This window comes from Cedecea neteri NBRC 105707 = ATCC 33855, from assembly GCF_001571265.1.
Classification (GTDB): domain Bacteria; phylum Pseudomonadota; class Gammaproteobacteria; order Enterobacterales; family Enterobacteriaceae; genus Cedecea; species Cedecea neteri.
Window position 1 is genome coordinate 38,473 of the sequence record NZ_BCTL01000020.1, and the last position, 17,361, is coordinate 55,833.

Consider the following 17,361-nt stretch of genomic DNA (forward strand, 5'->3'; position numbering starts at 1 on the left):
TCACATCAAGCGCCGTGCATCAGAACATCAGCACCATCCACGGATAGCTGATAAGCATCAGCGAACACAGGAAGATGGCGCCAAAGATGGTGCCCATTCGCCAGTAGTCTTTGGTTGGCAGGTAGCCGCTACCGTAGTAAATCGGGCTTGGGCCGGTGCCGTACGGAGTAATGATCCCCATCACGCCCAGTGACGTCACCATCATCAGGCAGAAGACCGGCATATTAATCCCCGGAATAGACGCGGCAATGGTCAGGGTCGCTGGCAGCAGGGCGGTGGTGTGCGCCGTGGTGCTGGCAAAAAGATAGTGCAGCAGGTAGAACGCCACCAGCAGCATCACCGCCGATACCTGTGGGTCGAAGCCGTGCAGCAGGGCGGCACCTTCTTTCCCCAGCCAGGCGATAAAGCCCACGCGTGCCAGACCATCGGCCAGCGCCACCAGGGTGGCAAACCAGGCAAAGGTATTCCAGGCTGGTTTATTGCTGATAATGTCGTTCCAGTTCAGCACGCCGGTCCACAGCATCAGGATGATAACCAGCAGGGCAGCCATCGCTGGCTCAATCCACGCGGCGGCAAAAATCCACATCAGCAGGGCGCTACACACGAACAGCAGCAGCAGGATTTCGTTGCGCGACAGTTTGCCCAGTTTTTCCAGCTCTGCGGCGGCCCATTTCGGCACTTCGTCATTCACCTTCACTTCCGGCGGATAGAACCAGTAGGCCAGCAGCGGCATGGTAAGGATCAGCAGCACGCCCAGCGGCAGGAAGGCCAGGAACCACATCCCCCAGGAGATCTCGAAGCCAATGATGCTTTTCACCAACGCCAGCGCCAGCAGGTTTGGTGCCAGCGCGGAGAGGAACATCGAGCTGGTGATACAGGCGGCGCTGATTGCGACCCACATCAGGTAAGAGCCAATTCTGCGCGAGCTTGGATCGTTCGGCAGAGAGCCATAAAGCGGCGGCAGGTTGGCAATAATCGGGTAGATGGTACCCCCGCTGCGTGCGGTGTTAGACGGCGTGAACGGGGCGAGCAGCAGGTCGGCGAAAGTTATTGCGTAGCCCAGCGTCAGGCTGCGTCGGCCCAGATACTTCACCAGAATCAGCGCCAGTCGACGGCCAAACTGCGTTTTGTCGTAGCCAGCGGCAAACATAAAGGCGCCGAAGATCAACCACACGGTGGAGTTGCTAAAGCCGCTGACCGCCCACTGGAAGGACTGGCTGGCAAGCTTAAATTTAGGATCAGCCAGCTCGGCCGGGCTGAACAACAGCCACTGGCTGAACAGCGCAATAACCACGATGCCCGTCAGCCCGATAACTGCCCCAGGTAACGGTTCGAAGATCAGCCCGACAATCACGCCGACGAAAACGGCAAAGAAGTGCCATGCATAGGGTTCTAGCCCCGCAGGAACCGGAAGCAATAATATAATGATGCTGATCAGGATCGGTAAAAATAGCAGTATCAAGCGCTTTTTATTCCCCGCATCTGGAGGCGGTGCTTTCGCTGTCGCGCTTATTGTTGAGGTGTTAGTCATAGCCTGTGCCTTAGAGTTATCATGATGAATTCGATTAATATTCCCTGCAAAACCTGTTTCCCGACTTTTATTTCCACCTCATCTTTTATAGGCAGAATTTTATGCATTCATGATAGTTTTTTTAACCGGTGCAAATCTGACCGCTCATCGCACCCGATCCCAGCCCCCATATAACCTTATATTTATTGAGTGATAAGCGATTGTTTCTTTAATCCTTCATCATACTGAAACAATGGGGGATTATCCCTTCTTTTGCGTTCCTATTGGCCGTGCCAGGTATTTGATTTTGGTTTCTGTATAGCAAAAAGCCAACGTTTTTATTTAACTAAAAAATTCGCATCATTTATATCCATAGTCTTTAGGTGGTTAAAGATCAAATCGTAACCTGATGTAAATAAGCCGCTTCGTTGATTGCCACCGACTATTCAGCATAAGCAAAGCGATATAAACCTTTTGTTATTTATGGTTATTATTTGTATTTGCTTTTTTTAAGGCGTTGACTAACATTCGAAAAATATATTCCGCAAAATTGCCGTTTCTGTTCCCTAATTCAAATTACGTTACTCCCTGATAATTGTGTTGCCTGCCGGGGCTATTCATTGAGTGCCGGACAATGTCGACCTCACCTGCTGGAATGATAAAGAATGAACTCCAAAACTCCGATCCTGAAGCCACTCACCTTGCCCAACGGCGCGGTGCTGAAAAACCGCCTGATCATGGCGCCTATGACCACCTGTACCGGTTTTTACGACGGTAGCGTGCCGAGTGATTTGGTTGAGTATTACCGCGAACGTGCGGGTACCATCGGCACCGTTATCGTCGAATGCTGCTTTATCGATCCTAAAGGCCCCGCTTTCCCCGGCGCGCTGGCTATCGACAGTGACAACAAAATTCCTGGCCTGGCGCGAATTGCCAGCGCAATTAAATCCCGGGGTTCTAAAGCCATTCTCCAGATTTATCACGGCGGCCGAATGGTTGAGCCGGAGCTGATTGGCGGCAAGAAGCCCGTCGCGCCAAGCGCCATTGCCGCGCCGCGTGAAGGGGCCACGACGCCAGAAGCCCTGACCGCTGAAGAAGTGGATGTGATGATCACCAAATTTGGTGACGCCGTGAACCGTGCCATTAAAGCCGGGTTTGACGGTGTGGAGATCCACGGTGCAAACACCTACCTGATCCAGCAGTTCTATTCACCAAACTCCAACCAGCGTGACGATAAATGGGGCGGTAGCCGCGACAACCGCGCTCGCTTCCCGCTGGAAGTGCTCGAAATCACCCACAAAATGGCCAGCCGCTTCGCCGATGCTTCCTTTATTATCGGTTACCGCTTCTCGCCGGAAGAGATTGAGGTACCGGGCATTCGCTTTGACGACACCATGTACCTGCTGGAAAAGCTGGCGGAAAGGGGCGTGGATTACCTTCACTTCTCCGTGGGCTATTTCAAGCGCGCTTCGATAGTCGATACTAAAGACCCGACTATGCTGATCAACAAGTATCTGACCATGCGTTCTGAAACGCTGGCGAAAGTGCCGGTTATCGGGGTGGGTGGGGTTGTTAACCGCAGCGATGCCGAAGAAGCGCTGGGCCTGGGTTACGACCTGATTGCCGTCGGTAAAGCCTGTATTGCCTATCCGGACTGGGCCGATCGCATCCTGAAAAACGAAACGCTGGATCTGTTCATCGACAGCACCAGGCGCGAAGAGTTGTTGATCCCCGAGCCGCTTTGGCGCTTCTCGCTGGTCGATGCCATGATCCGCGACACCAGCACCACTGGCCGCAAATACAAAGCCGGGGTCTTCCAGGAAAAAGTGGAGGCCGAAGCGCTCAAACTCAAAATCAGCGTCACCCTCGACACTGACCGTATCACCGACATTACCCTGGTGCAGGATGATTCGGTGGATGTTGATTTCACTCCAAGCTTCGAGATCCTGCGTTCTCGCATGCTGGTGGCCAACAGCCCGTATGTTGATGCGGTGACCGGGGCAACGGCGCAAAGTGAGGCCCTGAAGAAAGCGGTATCACGCGCGATGACTACCTCCAGCAAAGAGCACGTTATCGAAGAAGGCGGCAATCCGGACGCGCCGCAAAGCTACGACGTGGCGGTAATCGGCAGCGGCGGTGCAGGCCTGGCGGCGGCGATTCGTGCCTCTGATGCCGGCGCCCGCGTGGTGATTATTGAGAAGATGCCAACCATCGGCGGGAACACCATTAAAGCCTCCGTGGGCATGAACGCCGCGGAAACTCGCTTCCAGGCGATGAAGGGCATCAAAGACAGCAAAGAGCTGTTCTACGATGAGACGCTGAAAGGCGGTAAGTTCAGAAACAATACCGAGTTGCTGAAAGAGTTCGTCGAGCGCGCGCCTGGCGCCATTGACTGGCTGGCAAGCCTGGATATCGTTCTGAACGACATCACCATCACCGGCGGGATGAGCATCGATCGTACCCACCGTCCTGCAGATCGTTCGGCGGTAGGCGGCTTCTTAATCAGTGGTCTGGTGAACAACGTTAACCAGCGCAGCATTGACGTTCTGCTGGATACCACCGTGGAAGAGATCCTGCATGAAAACGGCGTGGTAACCGGGGTTAAAGTCGCTAACGAATATAACGAACACCATATTCTGCTGGCGAAAAGCGTCGTTGTGGCCACCGGCGGCTTCAGCGCCAACCGTAAAATGGTGGTCCACTACCGTCCTGAGCTGAAAGGCTTTGTGACCACCAACCATAAAGGTGCAACCGGGAGCGGTATCGCTCTGCTGGAGAAGATCGGCGCAGGTACGGTGGACATGGATCAGATCCAGATCCACCCGACCGTGGAGCAAACCACTTCTTATCTGATCTCCGAGTCCATTCGCGGCGGCGGGGCTATCCTGGTTAGCCAGGAAGGGCAGCGTTTCTTCAACGAACTGGAAACGCGTGACAAGGTTTCGGCGGAGATCATCGCCCTGCCTGAAAAGAGCGCCTGGATCCTGTTTGATGAGCAGGTACGCCAGAACAACAAAGCGGCGGATGAATACATTGCCCGCGGGTTTGTGATAAGCGCCTCAACGGCGGAAGAGCTGGCGGTGAAGCTGAATATGGATGCTCACGCGCTGCAGCAAACGCTGGATCGCTACAACGGCTTTGTGAAACAGAAAAAGGACGAGGACTTTGGGCGTACCACCGGGATGCGTTTCCCGCTGGACACCGGGCCTTACTACGCGATCCGCATTGCGCCGGGGGTTCACCACACGATGGGCGGTGTCACTATTAACACCAGCGCAGAAGTGGTAACCGAACAGCATCAGGTGATTCAGGGCGTCTGGGCTGCGGGTGAAGTGGTGGGCGGTATTCACGGTGCCAACCGCATCGGCGGTAACGCGGTCGCCGATATCATCATCTTCGGTACGCTCGCCGGGCAAAACGCGGCGGCACACGCGCTGACTTAAGGCGATAAAAAAGCCGGCAGGGATAACCTTGCCGGCTTTCTCAGCCCGGTTTTTTTATTCTTATCAGATAAGCGCCGTTTTGCGCAGGGCGAGGAAGTCCAGCACGCCGCCAAACAGAATCCCACCGATGGCGAACAAAGCGCCCCATTCCAGAAGCTGTAAATCAAACGCCCACTCGGTTAACCCCAGCGCATTACAGATAATCACTACCAGCCATGCCGCCAGCAGCAGGCAGCCAAAGCTTAGAGTACGCAGCGCCAGGCGATAGGCCGGAGCAAATTCACTGCGCGACATAAAGGTTTCGGTTTGTTGAGTGAATTCCAGCGTGCTTTTGCACACCAGCAGTAAAAGGATCCCCGGCACCGCCGCAACGACCGAAAACAGGTAGAAGGTTGGCCAGCCGTGCGCCTCTACAAACCAGCCGGCAATCGGGCCGACATAGACGCGCCCCACGGCGGACAGCGCAGAAAGCAGCGCAAACTGGGTGGCGGAAAATGACTTATTGCACAGCGTCATCAGCAGCGCCACGAAGGCTGCAGTGCCCATGCCGCCGCAAAGATTCTCGAAGAACACCGCGCTCGCCATGGTAATCATGTCCTTATCCGTTACCGACAGCAGCCAGTAACCGGCGTTGGACACGCCCTGCAAAATGCCAAAAATCAGCAGCGCGCGGAACAGCGTCAGCTTTTGCATCAGCATTCCGCCAAGCAGCGCCCCGATAATGGTGGCACACAGCCCAAGGGTTTTATTCACCATACCCACTTCACCGGCATCAAAGCCGACGCCGCGAATCAGAAACGTCGTAGTCAGGCTCATGGCAAAGGCATCGCCCAGCTTATAAAGCACGATCAGCAGCAAAATTAGCCAGGCGTTGTTGCGGCCAAAGAAGTCACGCAGCGGCTCAACGACGGCGCGTTCCAGGCTTTTAGGCACCGGGATTGCGTTCGTTGGTTCAGGCGCTAAAAAGGTGGCGATAATGCAAGGTACCAGCAGGGCTGCCATCAGCCAGTAGGTTGCCTGCCAGCCTAAATAGCGGTCCGCAATCCATAGCGCAAGGCCGCCGGAAACCAGCATCGCCAGACGGTAGCCCAGCACGCTGATGGCGGCGCCGGTGCCGCGCTCTTCGGCAGACAAAACGTCGGTCTTCCAGGCATCAAAGACGATATCCTGAGAGGCTGAACAGAAGGCGATGATCACCGCCAGGGCAGCCATCCAGCGCAGCTGAGAGGTGGGTTCAAGGAACCCCATGGCGGCAATCGCCACCAACAACAGAATTTGCGTAATTAACAGCCAGCCGCGACGACGCCCGAGCAGCGGCGGGGTGTAGCGGTCCATTACCGGCGACCAAAGAAACTTAAAGACGTAGGCCTGGCCCACAAGCGAGAAGAAACCGATGGTTTTCAGGTCGATATTTTCGACGGTCATCCAGGCCTGAAGCGTGCCTGAAGTCAGGGCTAAAGGCAGACCGGACGCAAAGCCCAGAATCAGTAAAATGGCTGATTTCGGCTGCTGAAAGATGCGCAGATAATGATTGGACATAGGGGAATTGTACAAACTCTGTTGTTGGCCCGCGTGAGCAGGCCAACGGGGTAAAAATTAACGAGCGTTCTGCTTAACGAAGTCGTGAACGCTGGTGTCCTGAGCCATATCCGCAATGGTATCGGTCAGCACGGAGTTAACCGCGTCAGCGATATTTTTATTGGTAGCCTGGAACGCGCCTTCGACGTTATAGCTGGAGCGGTAGTTCTTGGTCATCTTGTTGCCGTTCTTCGCGGTCGCAATGATGGAGATATCCGCTTTGGTGGCGATGTTGTAGCGCACGTTACCCTGGGAAACGTCGGCGTACAGCTGGTTAACGATGATCTGCAGGTCAACCGGGCTGTTCGGCCCAATCATATAACCGCGAGCGGTCATCTGCTTCTCCAGCACTTCCTGCAGCAGGAAGCGCAGATCGCGGGATGGCGTCAGCGTGACAAGCTGATTGTCGCGGGTCACTTTCGCCAGCGCCTGGCTGGTACGCTGATCGGCACCGTTGATGCTTAGCGTAACGCCCATCAGGCTTGGATCCTGCTGTGGCAGGGTGATTTTTGGCGACACTTCAATAGTGGTTGGCGGTGTTGCACAGCTGGCCAGCATAAACATGGCAACCAGCGGGAAAAGTAATTTTTTTAACATGTTCGCTTTCTCAATGTACTCAAAGGGCAGGCTGATAAAAAATCACGCCATCATAACACTGCGGCCGTTCAGGGGAAGTGCTTAACGCACGGAATTTCATCGCGTTGCCATTTTTCCGGGCCTCAGCAAAACCTTCTGACACTTTTCATTCGGTTTAGTGCCTTAACCCTATGAACGTTCTGATTACCGGGTGAGGAACCGCCCGCGAAAGTTAAATTTTTGTTGTGTTCAAAGCAAAATCTGGCTAAAAGCGGCTAACATTTAAAGGGATGAGTGGCATCTCTACGTTGTCGAGGAGAAAGTTCATGCTGATACGCGAGCAGATAGAAGAGAAGTTAAAAGCCGCCTTTACCCCCGCGTACCTGGAAGTCGTGGATGAAAGCTATCGTCACAATGTCCCGGCGGGCTCTGAAAGCCATTTCAAGGTGGTGCTGGTTAGCGATCGTTTTACCGGCGAGCGCTTTTTAAACCGGCACCGTATGATTTATGGCACGTTGAGTGAGGAACTGGCAGGCCCGGTACACGCGCTGGCGCTGCATACCTATACCGTAAAAGAGTGGGAAGGTCTGCAGGACACGGTGTTTGCCTCCCCAAACTGCCGTGGCGCGGGCAGCATCGCTTGATTTACCGCTAAGCGTTTGCAACTAAGGGAACTTTTCCGTTATGTTGCGGTATGTATACTGCGTTTCCAAAAACGGCCTGCGGGCCGTTTTGTTTTGTCTGCCTCTTCAAGAGAGCGGGCAAAAAAGAATAAATGACAAAGAAGTGTGAAAAAGGCCGCAGCCGAGCGCTATTGCCGTTCTCGACTCACCCCAGCGATGCCGCTATAATGCTGCGTCTTATTTTTTGAATGTCTTCGGGATGATTCTGACGACAGGGAATGTGTTTCTGATTCAGAGAACATCCTGGTTCTGTGAAGCCAGCCGGGCTTCCAGAGTTGACCGAGCACTGTGATTTTTTGAGGTAACAAGATGCAAGTTTCAGTTGAAACCACTCAGGGCCTTGGCCGCCGTCTCACGCTTACCATCGCTGCAGACAGCATCGAAACCGCTGTAAAAAGCGAGCTGGTCAACGTGGCTAAAAAAGTACGTATCGACGGCTTCCGTAAGGGTAAAGTGCCGATGACCGTAGTTGCTCAGCGTTATGGCGCATCTGTACGCCAGGACGTGCTGGGTGAACTGATGAGCCGCAACTTCATTGATGCGATTATCAAAGAGAAGATCAATCCGGCTGGCGCACCTAACTACGTGCCGGGCGAATACAAACTGGGCGAAGACTTCACCTACGCGGTAGAGTTCGAAGTGTACCCAGAAGTTGAGCTGCAGGGTCTGGAAGCCATCGAAGTTGAAAAACCGGTTGTTGAAGTGACCGACGAAGACGTTGATGCCATGCTGGACACCCTGCGCAAGCAGCAGGCGACCTGGAAAGACAGCGACGCTGCAGCGACCGCAGAAGATCGCGTCACCATCGATTTCACCGGCTCCGTTGACGGCGAAGTGTTCGAAGGCGGTAAAGCCTCTGACTTCGTGCTGGCAATGGGTCAGGGTCGTATGATCCCTGGCTTCGAAGACGGCATCGTTGGCCACAAAGCGGGCGAAGAATTCACCATCGAAGTGACCTTCCCTGAAGAATATCACGCTGAAAACCTGAAAGGGAAAGCAGCGAAGTTCGACATCGTGCTGAAGAAAGTTGAAGCACGCGAGCTGCCAGAATTCACCGAAGAGTTCATCAAGCGTTTCGGCGTTGAAGATGGTTCCGTTGCTGGTCTGCGTACCGAAGTTCGTAAAAACATGGATCGCGAACTGAAAGGCGCGGTGCGTAACCGCATCAAGTCTCAGGCAATCGACGGTCTGGTTAACGCTAACAACATCGACGTGCCAGCTGCGCTGATCGACGGCGAAATCGACGTTCTGCGTCGCCAGGCTGCACAGCGTTTCGGTGGCAACGAGAAACAGGCTCTGGAACTGCCACGTGAACTGTTCGAAGAGCAGGCTAAACGTCGCGTTGTTGTTGGCTTGCTGCTGGGCGAAGTGATTCGTACCCACGAGCTGAAAGCTGACGAAGAGCGTGTTAAAGGTCTGATCGAAGAAATGGCTTCTGCCTACGAAGATCCGACTGAAGTCATCGAGTTCTATGGCAAAAACAAAGAGCTGATGGACAACATGCGCAACGTTGCGCTGGAAGAGCAGGCTGTTGAAGCCGTTCTGGCTAAAGCGAAAGTGTCCGAAAAAGCGACCACTTTCAGCGAGCTGATGAACCAGCAGGCATAAGTGCTTTTGGCTAATTAGCCAAAAACCGCTGTATCAGGCCCGTCACCTTTTGGTGGCGGGCTTTTTTTATTGCTAAATCACACGATAAGCCATCAATAAATCCCTATTTCAGGGTTAGCGTAACAACAAAAGGTTGTTATGCTTGAAACAGGGCAAATCATCCCCATTATTCGGGTGAGGTTCCATTAACAATCCCTGACTGACTCCGTCCAGAATCGGCGCAAGGAACATAGTCAATATCCTGCGTCTCAAGTAGAATCAGTACAGTAGGCTTAATTACTCCAGGAGACGGACATGTCATACAGTGGCGAACGAGATCAATTAGCACCCCATATGGCCCTGGTGCCGATGGTTGTTGAACAAACATCCCGCGGCGAACGTTCATACGATATCTATTCTCGTCTGCTTAAGGAGCGCGTCATCTTCCTGACCGGTCAGGTAGAAGATCATATGGCTAACCTGATTGTGGCGCAGATGCTGTTTCTGGAAGCAGAAAACCCGGAAAAAGATATCTATCTTTACATCAACTCTCCGGGTGGCGTAATTACGGCCGGGATGTCGATTTACGACACCATGAAGTTTATTAAGCCGGACGTCAGCACCATTTGTATGGGCCAGGCTTGCTCTATGGGTGCATTCCTGCTGACCGCTGGGGCAAAAGGTAAGCGTTTCTGCCTGCCTAACTCCCGCGTCATGATTCACCAGCCGCTGGGCGGCTATCAGGGCCAGGCGACGGATATCGAAATCCACGCTAAAGAGATCCTGAAAGTAAAAGCACGTATGAACGAACTGATGGCGGAACATACGGGCAAATCGCTTGAACAAATCGAGAAAGACACCGAGCGCGATCGTTTCCTCTCCGCAAGCGAAGCGGTAGAGTACGGTTTAGTTGATTCGATCCTGACTCACCGTAACTAATGCCCGAAGCTTTGGGCCGCTATACTATAGTCAAAGTAGCGGCCTGACTTAACGCTTCACTACCGGCTGCGCCGTAGAATGGCACTTGTGCTACCGGTGGTAGCACACAGAAAAGAGAAGAGGTTTTACTGATGACAGATAAGCGCAAAGACGGTTCAGGCAAACTGCTGTACTGCTCTTTTTGCGGCAAAAGCCAGCATGAAGTGCGCAAGCTGATTGCCGGGCCGTCAGTGTATATCTGCGATGAGTGCGTCGATTTATGTAACGACATCATTCGCGAAGAGATTAAAGAAGTTGCGCCGCATCGTGAACGCAGTGCGTTGCCAACGCCGCACGAAATTCGCCACCATCTTGACGATTATGTCATCGGCCAGGAGCAGGCAAAAAAAGTGCTGGCGGTGGCGGTTTACAACCACTACAAACGTCTGCGTAACAGCGATACGTCCAACGGCGTTGAACTGGGTAAAAGCAACATTCTGCTGATCGGCCCGACCGGTAGCGGTAAAACGCTGCTGGCAGAAACGCTGGCTCGCCTGCTGGATGTGCCATTTACCATGGCGGACGCGACCACGCTGACCGAAGCAGGTTACGTGGGCGAAGACGTTGAAAACATCATTCAGAAACTGCTGCAGAAATGCGACTACGACGTACAGAAAGCCCAGCGCGGCATCGTGTACATCGATGAGATCGATAAAATTTCCCGCAAATCTGATAACCCGTCCATCACCCGCGACGTTTCCGGTGAAGGCGTGCAGCAGGCGCTGCTGAAACTGATTGAAGGCACCGTGGCTGCCGTTCCACCTCAGGGCGGCCGTAAGCATCCGCAGCAGGAATTCTTGCAGGTTGATACCTCCAAGATTCTGTTTATCTGCGGCGGCGCATTTGCTGGCCTGGATAAAGTTATCGCTAACCGCGTGGAAACGGGTTCCGGTATCGGCTTTGGCGCAACGGTAAAAGCGAAATCTGAAAAAGCGAGCGAAGGCCAGCTGCTTGGCCAGGTAGAACCAGAAGATCTGATCAAGTTTGGTCTGATCCCTGAGTTTATCGGCCGTCTGCCGGTGGTTGCTACGCTCAGCGAATTGAGCGAAGACGCGCTGATTCAGATCCTGAAAGAGCCGAAAAATGCCCTGACGAAGCAGTATCAGGCATTGTTCAATCTGGAAGGCGTAGAGCTGGAATTCCGTGATGAAGCGCTGGATGCCATTGCCAAGAAAGCGATGATCCGTAAAACCGGTGCTCGCGGCCTGCGTTCCATCGTGGAAGGCGCGCTGCTGGACACCATGTACGATCTGCCCTCTATGGATGACGTGGAAAAAGTGGTCATTGACGAGTCCGTCATCGCTGGCCAGTCCAAGCCGCTATTAATTTATGGTAAGCCGGAAGCGCAACAGGCATCCGGTGAATAATTCGCCAGAATAACCAGTCAGTTAATAAGAAAATGGGGGATTTTATCCCCCATTTATTTTTCCTGCATTCCCACAGTTGAATGTCCGGGAAACAGCCCCATATACTGATTTACTTGTTGGTGGAGCGGAAGCGTTCACCAAATCACCTGGCGGACATTAAACTAAGAGAGAGCTCTATGAATCCTGAGCGTTCTGAACGCATTGAAATCCCCGTATTGCCGCTGCGCGATGTGGTGGTTTATCCGCACATGGTTATTCCACTGTTTGTCGGGCGTGAAAAATCCATTCGCTGCCTGGAAGCTGCAATGGACCATGATAAGAAAATCATGCTGGTGGCGCAGAAAGAGGCTTCGACGGATGAGCCAGGTGTTAACGACCTGTTCACTGTAGGTACCGTTGCTTCAATTCTGCAGATGCTGAAACTGCCGGACGGCACGGTAAAAGTGCTGGTTGAAGGCCTTCAGCGCGCGCGCATCACCAAGCTGTCTGACAACGGCGAGCATTTCTCAGCACAGGCTGAGTACCTGGAATCGCCGGCGATTGAAGAGCGCGAGCAGGAAGTGCTGGTCCGCACCGCAATCAATCAGTTTGAAGGCTACATCAAGCTGAACAAAAAAATTCCGCCGGAAGTGCTGACGTCGCTGAACAGCATCGACGATCCTGCACGTCTGGCCGATACCATTGCCGCCCATATGCCGCTGAAGCTGTCGGACAAGCAGTCTGTGCTTGAAATGTCCGATATCAACGAGCGTCTTGAATACCTGATGGCGATGATGGAATCGGAAATCGATCTGCTGCAGGTTGAGAAACGCATTCGCAACCGCGTCAAAAAGCAGATGGAAAAAAGCCAGCGCGAGTACTATCTGAATGAGCAGATGAAGGCCATTCAGAAAGAACTGGGCGAAATGGACGACGCGCCTGATGAAAATGAAGCGCTGAAGCGCAAAATTGACGCGGCGAAAATGCCGAAAGAAGCGCGTGAGAAAACCGAAGCCGAGCTACAAAAGCTAAAAATGATGTCGCCGATGTCTGCGGAGGCCACCGTTGTGCGCGGCTACATCGACTGGATGGTTCAGGTTCCGTGGAACGCCCGCAGCAAGGTCAAAAAAGATCTGCGTCAGGCGCAGGAAATCCTCGATACCGACCATTACGGCCTGGAACGTGTGAAAGATCGTATTCTGGAATATCTCGCAGTCCAGAGCCGCGTGAACAAGCTGAAAGGGCCAATTCTTTGCCTGGTTGGGCCGCCGGGGGTGGGTAAAACCTCGCTGGGCCAGTCCATCGCCAAAGCCACAGGCCGTAAATACGTGCGTATGGCGCTGGGCGGCGTGCGTGACGAAGCGGAAATCCGCGGTCACCGCCGGACTTACATCGGTTCTATGCCGGGTAAACTGATTCAGAAGATGGCAAAAGTCGGGGTGAAAAACCCGCTGTTCCTGCTGGATGAAATCGACAAGATGTCTTCCGACATGCGCGGTGACCCTGCATCTGCTCTGCTGGAAGTGCTTGATCCAGAACAGAACGTGACTTTTAACGATCACTATCTGGAAGTGGACTACGATCTCAGTGACGTAATGTTTGTGGCGACCTCTAACTCCATGAACATCCCGGCACCGTTGCTGGATCGTATGGAAGTGATTCGCCTGTCGGGTTATACCGAAGACGAAAAACTGAACATTGCCAAACAGCACCTGTTGCCGAAGCAAATTGAGCGCAACGCCCTGAAAAAAGGCGAGCTGAAGGTGGATGACAGCGCCATTGTTGGCATTATCCGCTATTACACTCGTGAAGCAGGCGTCCGTAGCCTCGAGCGTGAAATCTCCAAGCTTTGCCGTAAAGCGGTGAAACAGCTGCTGCTCGATAAATCGCTCAAACACATCGAAATCAACGGCGATAACCTGAAGGATTACCTTGGGGTACAGCGCTTTGATTACGGCCGTGCCGACAGTGAAAACCGCGTAGGCCAGGTGACCGGACTGGCGTGGACGGAAGTGGGCGGCGACCTGCTGACCATCGAAACCGCCTGCGTACCGGGTAAAGGTAAGCTGACTTATACCGGTTCTCTCGGTGAAGTCATGCAGGAGTCCATCCAGGCGGCGCTGACCGTTGTCCGTGCTCGTGCGGAAAAACTGGGTATCAACGGTGACTTCTACGAAAAACGTGATATTCACGTTCACGTACCGGAAGGGGCGACGCCGAAAGACGGCCCAAGTGCAGGTATCGCAATGTGTACCGCGTTGGTGTCCTGCCTGACGGGAAACCCGGTTCGCGCCGATGTGGCAATGACCGGTGAAATTACCCTGCGTGGCCAGGTGTTGCCGATTGGTGGCCTGAAAGAGAAGCTGCTGGCAGCGCATCGTGGCGGCATCAAAACCGTGCTTATCCCGGACGACAACAAGCGCGATCTGGAAGAAATTCCGGACAACGTGATTGCTGACCTGACTATTCATCCTGTGAAGCGTATTGAGGAAGTTCTGGCCCTCGCGCTGCAGAATGAGCCTTCTGGCATGCAGGTGGTCACCGCAAAATAGTGACCTGACGCAAATACAGTCAATAAAATTAGGGCTGGTAAGTGAATTGTCACTTGCCAGCTTTTTTTTGTGTCGCTAATTTAGTTGCTGGCTGAGCTTATCGTCCACAACTCCTGTTGTAAGGGCATGACGAGCCTGTTATAACTGCTGCGCGGTCGCACCTGAGGGATATCAGGTGCGATATAAATTATAAAGAGAGGAAGAGAAGAGTGAATAAATCTCAACTGATAGACAAAATTGCCGCAGGTGCTGATATTTCTAAAGCCGCGGCTGGACGTGCGTTAGATGCTGTTATTGCTTCTGTTACTGAATCTCTGCAGTCCGGGGAAGACGTAGCACTGGTAGGTTTTGGTACCTTTGCTGTTAAAGAGCGTGCTGCCCGTACTGGCCGCAACCCTCAAACCGGTAAAGAAATCACCATCGCCGCAGCAAAAGTACCAGGCTTCCGTGCTGGTAAAGCGCTGAAAGACGCTGTTAACTGATTTATTAGCCCCGACTGACTGGGGTAGATGGTGTCAGGTATCGCAGGGGCGCATCGTTTGATGTGCCTTTTTTATTGCCTGAAGCCGAATTTTACGCAGGTGTTGATGATTTGCAGCGGGTTTCTTGTCACAATACGCCTTTGCGCGCAGCACAGGGCAGCTTGAATCATTAAGGATGCCAGCTTAGCGCCTGCGCAGGTTTACCAAGTCATACTACAGCGGAGTGTTGTTACACCATGATGGACAATTTACGAGCGGCGGCTAACCATGTCGTGCTCAAGATCATTCTGGGTTTGATTATCTTGTCATTCGTTCTGACTGGCGTAGGTAGCTACCTGACTGGCGGTAACAATAATTATGCCGCAAAAGTAAATGGCCAGGAGATTGCGCGTGGTCAGTTCGAAAACGCGGTGGCGAACGAGCGTAATCGCCAGCAGCAACAGCTGGGCGATCAGTTCTCCGTTCTCGCGGGTAACGAAGGCTACATGAAGCAGATGCGTCAGCAGGTGCTCAACCAACTGATTGATGAGGCGCTGCTCGATCAGTACGCCAAACATCTGGGCCTCGGCATCAGCGACGAGCAGGTGAAAATGGCGATCTTCAGCCAACCTGCCTTCCAGAATAACGGTAAGTTCGATAACGCTCGCTATAACGCAATCATCGGCAACATGGGATTAACTGCCGACCAATATGCACAAGCGCTGCGCAATCAGCTCACCACCGACCAACTGATTAAAGCCGTGGTCGGCACCGACTTTATGCTCAACGGCGAAACCGACGAGCTGGCGGCATTGGTCTCCCAGCAGCGCGTCGTGCGCGAAGCCACAATCGACGTGAAAGCGCTGGCCGCGAAGCAAGACGCTACCGAGCAGGAAATCAACGCCAACTACGAGCAGAACAAAAACCGCTACATCACCCCTGAACAGTTTAAAGTCAGCTACATCAAGCTGGACGCCGCTTCCATGCAGGAAGAGGCCAGTGATGCGGACGTACAGGCATACTACGACCAGCACAAAGATGAATTCACCCAGCCGCAGCGCAACCGCTACAGCGTGATTCAGACTAAAACCGAAGACGAAGCGAAAGCGATTCTCGACGAGCTGAACAAGGGCGGCGATTTTGCCGCGCTGGCTAAGGCGAAGTCTGCTGACATTATCTCTGCCCGTAACGGCGGCGACATGGGTTGGCTGGAAGCGTCCACTACGCCTGACGAGCTGAAAAATGCCGGCCTGAAAGAAAAAGGCCAGCTGTCCGGCGTCGTTAAATCCTCCGTTGGCTTCCTGATTGTTCGCCTGGACGATATCCAGCCTGCCGTTGAAAAACCGCTGGCGGAAGTCCGCGACGGCATCGTGGCTAAAGTGAAGCAGGAAAAAGCCGTTGATGCTTACTATGCACTGCAGCAGAAAGTCAGCGATGCCGCGAGCAACGACAACGAATCTCTGGCAAGCGCCGAGAAAGTTGCCGGTGTTAAAGCGGTTGAAACCAGCTGGTTCGGCCACGACAACCTGCCTGAAGAACTGAACTTCAAACCGGTTGCCGATGCTATCTTCAGCGGTGGTTTGGTGGGTGAAAATGGTTCACCGGGCAGCAACTCCGATATCATTACCGTCGATGGCGACCGTGCTTTTGTGCTGCGCGTCTCCGAGCATAAAACCGAAGCGGTTAAACCTCTGACTGAAGTGCGTGACCAGGTTATTGCCGCCGTGAAGCAGCAGAAAGCGGAGCAGCAGGCGAAACTGGATGCCGACAAACTGCTGAGCGCGCTGAAACTGGGCAAAGGCGCTGACGAAATGAAAGCGGCGGGCCTGAGCTTCGGTGAAGCGAAGACGCTGAGCCGTACCGGGCAGGATCCTATCAGCCAGGCCGCCTTTGGGTTGCCTCTGCCGGCGAAAGATAAGCCGAGCTTTGGCGTCGCCAATGACATGCAGGGCAACGTAGTACTGCTGTCGCTGGATGAAGTGAAAGCGGGCTCAATGCCGGACGAGCAGAAAAAAGCGATGGTGCAGGGTATCACTCAGAACAATGCCCAGATTGCTTTCGAAGCGCTGATGTCCAACCTGCGTAAAGAAGCGAAGATCAAACTGGGCGATATCATCGACCGGCAGCAGTAACCCTCGCAAATTTTTGCAACGCAGTGTAATTCCTGAAGGCCGCTTTCGCGGCCTTTTCCACATTTAAAACCTGGCATTTGTTCCTGATTTTTATCCTCGTTATGGTGACTGGGCTGTCAACACACATGGAGGACACAGCATGACATCAGGAATCAAAGCATTTTCACTTTCACTCGTTCTGGCCGGTTTACTCGGCTGTGCACCAGCGCATGCTGCTACAGAAAAAGCAGGTTCGCCCCCGGCAAGCGCTGCAGCAGTGCAGTCTAAAGCTGCCCCTGCCAAAGCGATGGGGCAAGGGGAGGGGCTGGTGAGTATCAATAGCGCCCCGGCGGAAGAGCTTGCCCAGAAAATGAACGGTGTGGGATTGAAAAAGGCGCAGGCCATCGTCAGCTACCGTGACGAATTCGGCCCGTTTAAAACGTTGGATCAGCTGCAGGAGGTCCCGGGCATTGGCGCATCGCTGGTAGAACGTAACCTGGCTCGCATAAAACTTTGAGTTTACGTGCTCAGGCTTC

General features: G+C 53.5%; 12 protein-coding genes. 9 read left to right on the top strand and 3 right to left on the bottom strand.

The genetic code is table 11. From position 1 onward, the window contains the following. Window positions 1–19: 19 nt before the first annotated feature. On the bottom strand, window positions 20–1,531 hold the full coding sequence (locus tag CNE01S_RS09310; protein WP_045781556.1) for an anion permease: 1,512 nt from the start codon (window positions 1,529–1,531) through the stop codon (window positions 20–22). Window positions 1,532–2,175: 644 nt separating this feature from the next. On the opposite strand from CNE01S_RS09310, the gene CNE01S_RS09315 reads away from it, so the two are divergent. Beyond that, window positions 2,176–4,953, top strand: a complete 2,778-nt coding sequence (locus tag CNE01S_RS09315) for a flavocytochrome c (RefSeq protein ID WP_061275401.1) — start codon at window positions 2,176–2,178, stop codon at window positions 4,951–4,953. Between the two features lie 63 nt (window positions 4,954–5,016). Here the strand turns inward: CNE01S_RS09315 and ampG are convergent, their stop codons facing one another. Next, window positions 5,017–6,492 (bottom strand): muropeptide MFS transporter AmpG, encoded by a 1,476-nt coding sequence (ampG, locus tag CNE01S_RS09320; protein ID WP_061275403.1) that lies wholly within the window; start codon window positions 6,490–6,492, stop codon window positions 5,017–5,019. A 57-nt stretch (window positions 6,493–6,549) separates the two neighbouring features. Further along, window positions 6,550–7,128, bottom strand: a complete 579-nt coding sequence (locus CNE01S_RS09325) for a lipoprotein (protein WP_008454604.1) — start codon at window positions 7,126–7,128, stop codon at window positions 6,550–6,552. Between the two features lie 305 nt (window positions 7,129–7,433). Here CNE01S_RS09325 and bolA point away from each other — a divergent pair, with 305 nt between their 5' ends. The 8 genes from bolA to CNE01S_RS09365 all read left to right on the top strand — a co-directional run bounded on the left by bolA (window position 7,434) and on the right by CNE01S_RS09365 (window position 17,342). After that, window positions 7,434–7,751, top strand: coding sequence for a transcriptional regulator BolA (gene bolA / locus CNE01S_RS09330; protein WP_008454607.1), 318 nt, complete (start codon window positions 7,434–7,436; stop codon window positions 7,749–7,751). A gap of 348 nt (window positions 7,752–8,099) precedes the next feature. After that, complete coding sequence (gene tig / locus CNE01S_RS09335; RefSeq protein ID WP_039290784.1) at window positions 8,100–9,398, top strand: trigger factor; 1,299 nt, start codon at window positions 8,100–8,102, stop codon at window positions 9,396–9,398. A 294-nt stretch (window positions 9,399–9,692) separates the two neighbouring features. Beyond that, on the top strand, window positions 9,693–10,316 hold the full coding sequence (clpP, locus tag CNE01S_RS09340; RefSeq protein WP_008454616.1) for an ATP-dependent Clp endopeptidase proteolytic subunit ClpP: 624 nt from the start codon (window positions 9,693–9,695) through the stop codon (window positions 10,314–10,316). A gap of 131 nt (window positions 10,317–10,447) precedes the next feature. Next, window positions 10,448–11,722, top strand: a complete 1,275-nt coding sequence (clpX, locus tag CNE01S_RS09345; RefSeq protein ID WP_061275405.1) for an ATP-dependent protease ATP-binding subunit ClpX — start codon at window positions 10,448–10,450, stop codon at window positions 11,720–11,722. 176 nt (window positions 11,723–11,898) lie between these two features. After that, entirely contained in the window at window positions 11,899–14,253 is a 2,355-nt protein-coding gene (gene lon, locus CNE01S_RS09350) for an endopeptidase La (protein ID WP_061275406.1), read from the top strand. 209 nt (window positions 14,254–14,462) lie between these two features. Continuing rightward, on the top strand, window positions 14,463–14,735 hold the full coding sequence (hupB, locus tag CNE01S_RS09355) for a nucleoid-associated protein HU-beta (protein ID WP_008454620.1): 273 nt from the start codon (window positions 14,463–14,465) through the stop codon (window positions 14,733–14,735). A 236-nt stretch (window positions 14,736–14,971) separates the two neighbouring features. Further along, entirely contained in the window at window positions 14,972–16,846 is a 1,875-nt protein-coding gene (ppiD, locus tag CNE01S_RS09360) for a peptidylprolyl isomerase (RefSeq protein WP_061275408.1), read from the top strand. A 139-nt stretch (window positions 16,847–16,985) separates the two neighbouring features. After that, complete coding sequence (locus CNE01S_RS09365) at window positions 16,986–17,342, top strand: ComEA family DNA-binding protein (RefSeq protein ID WP_061275410.1); 357 nt, start codon at window positions 16,986–16,988, stop codon at window positions 17,340–17,342. The last annotated feature ends 19 nt before the right edge of the window (window positions 17,343–17,361 follow it).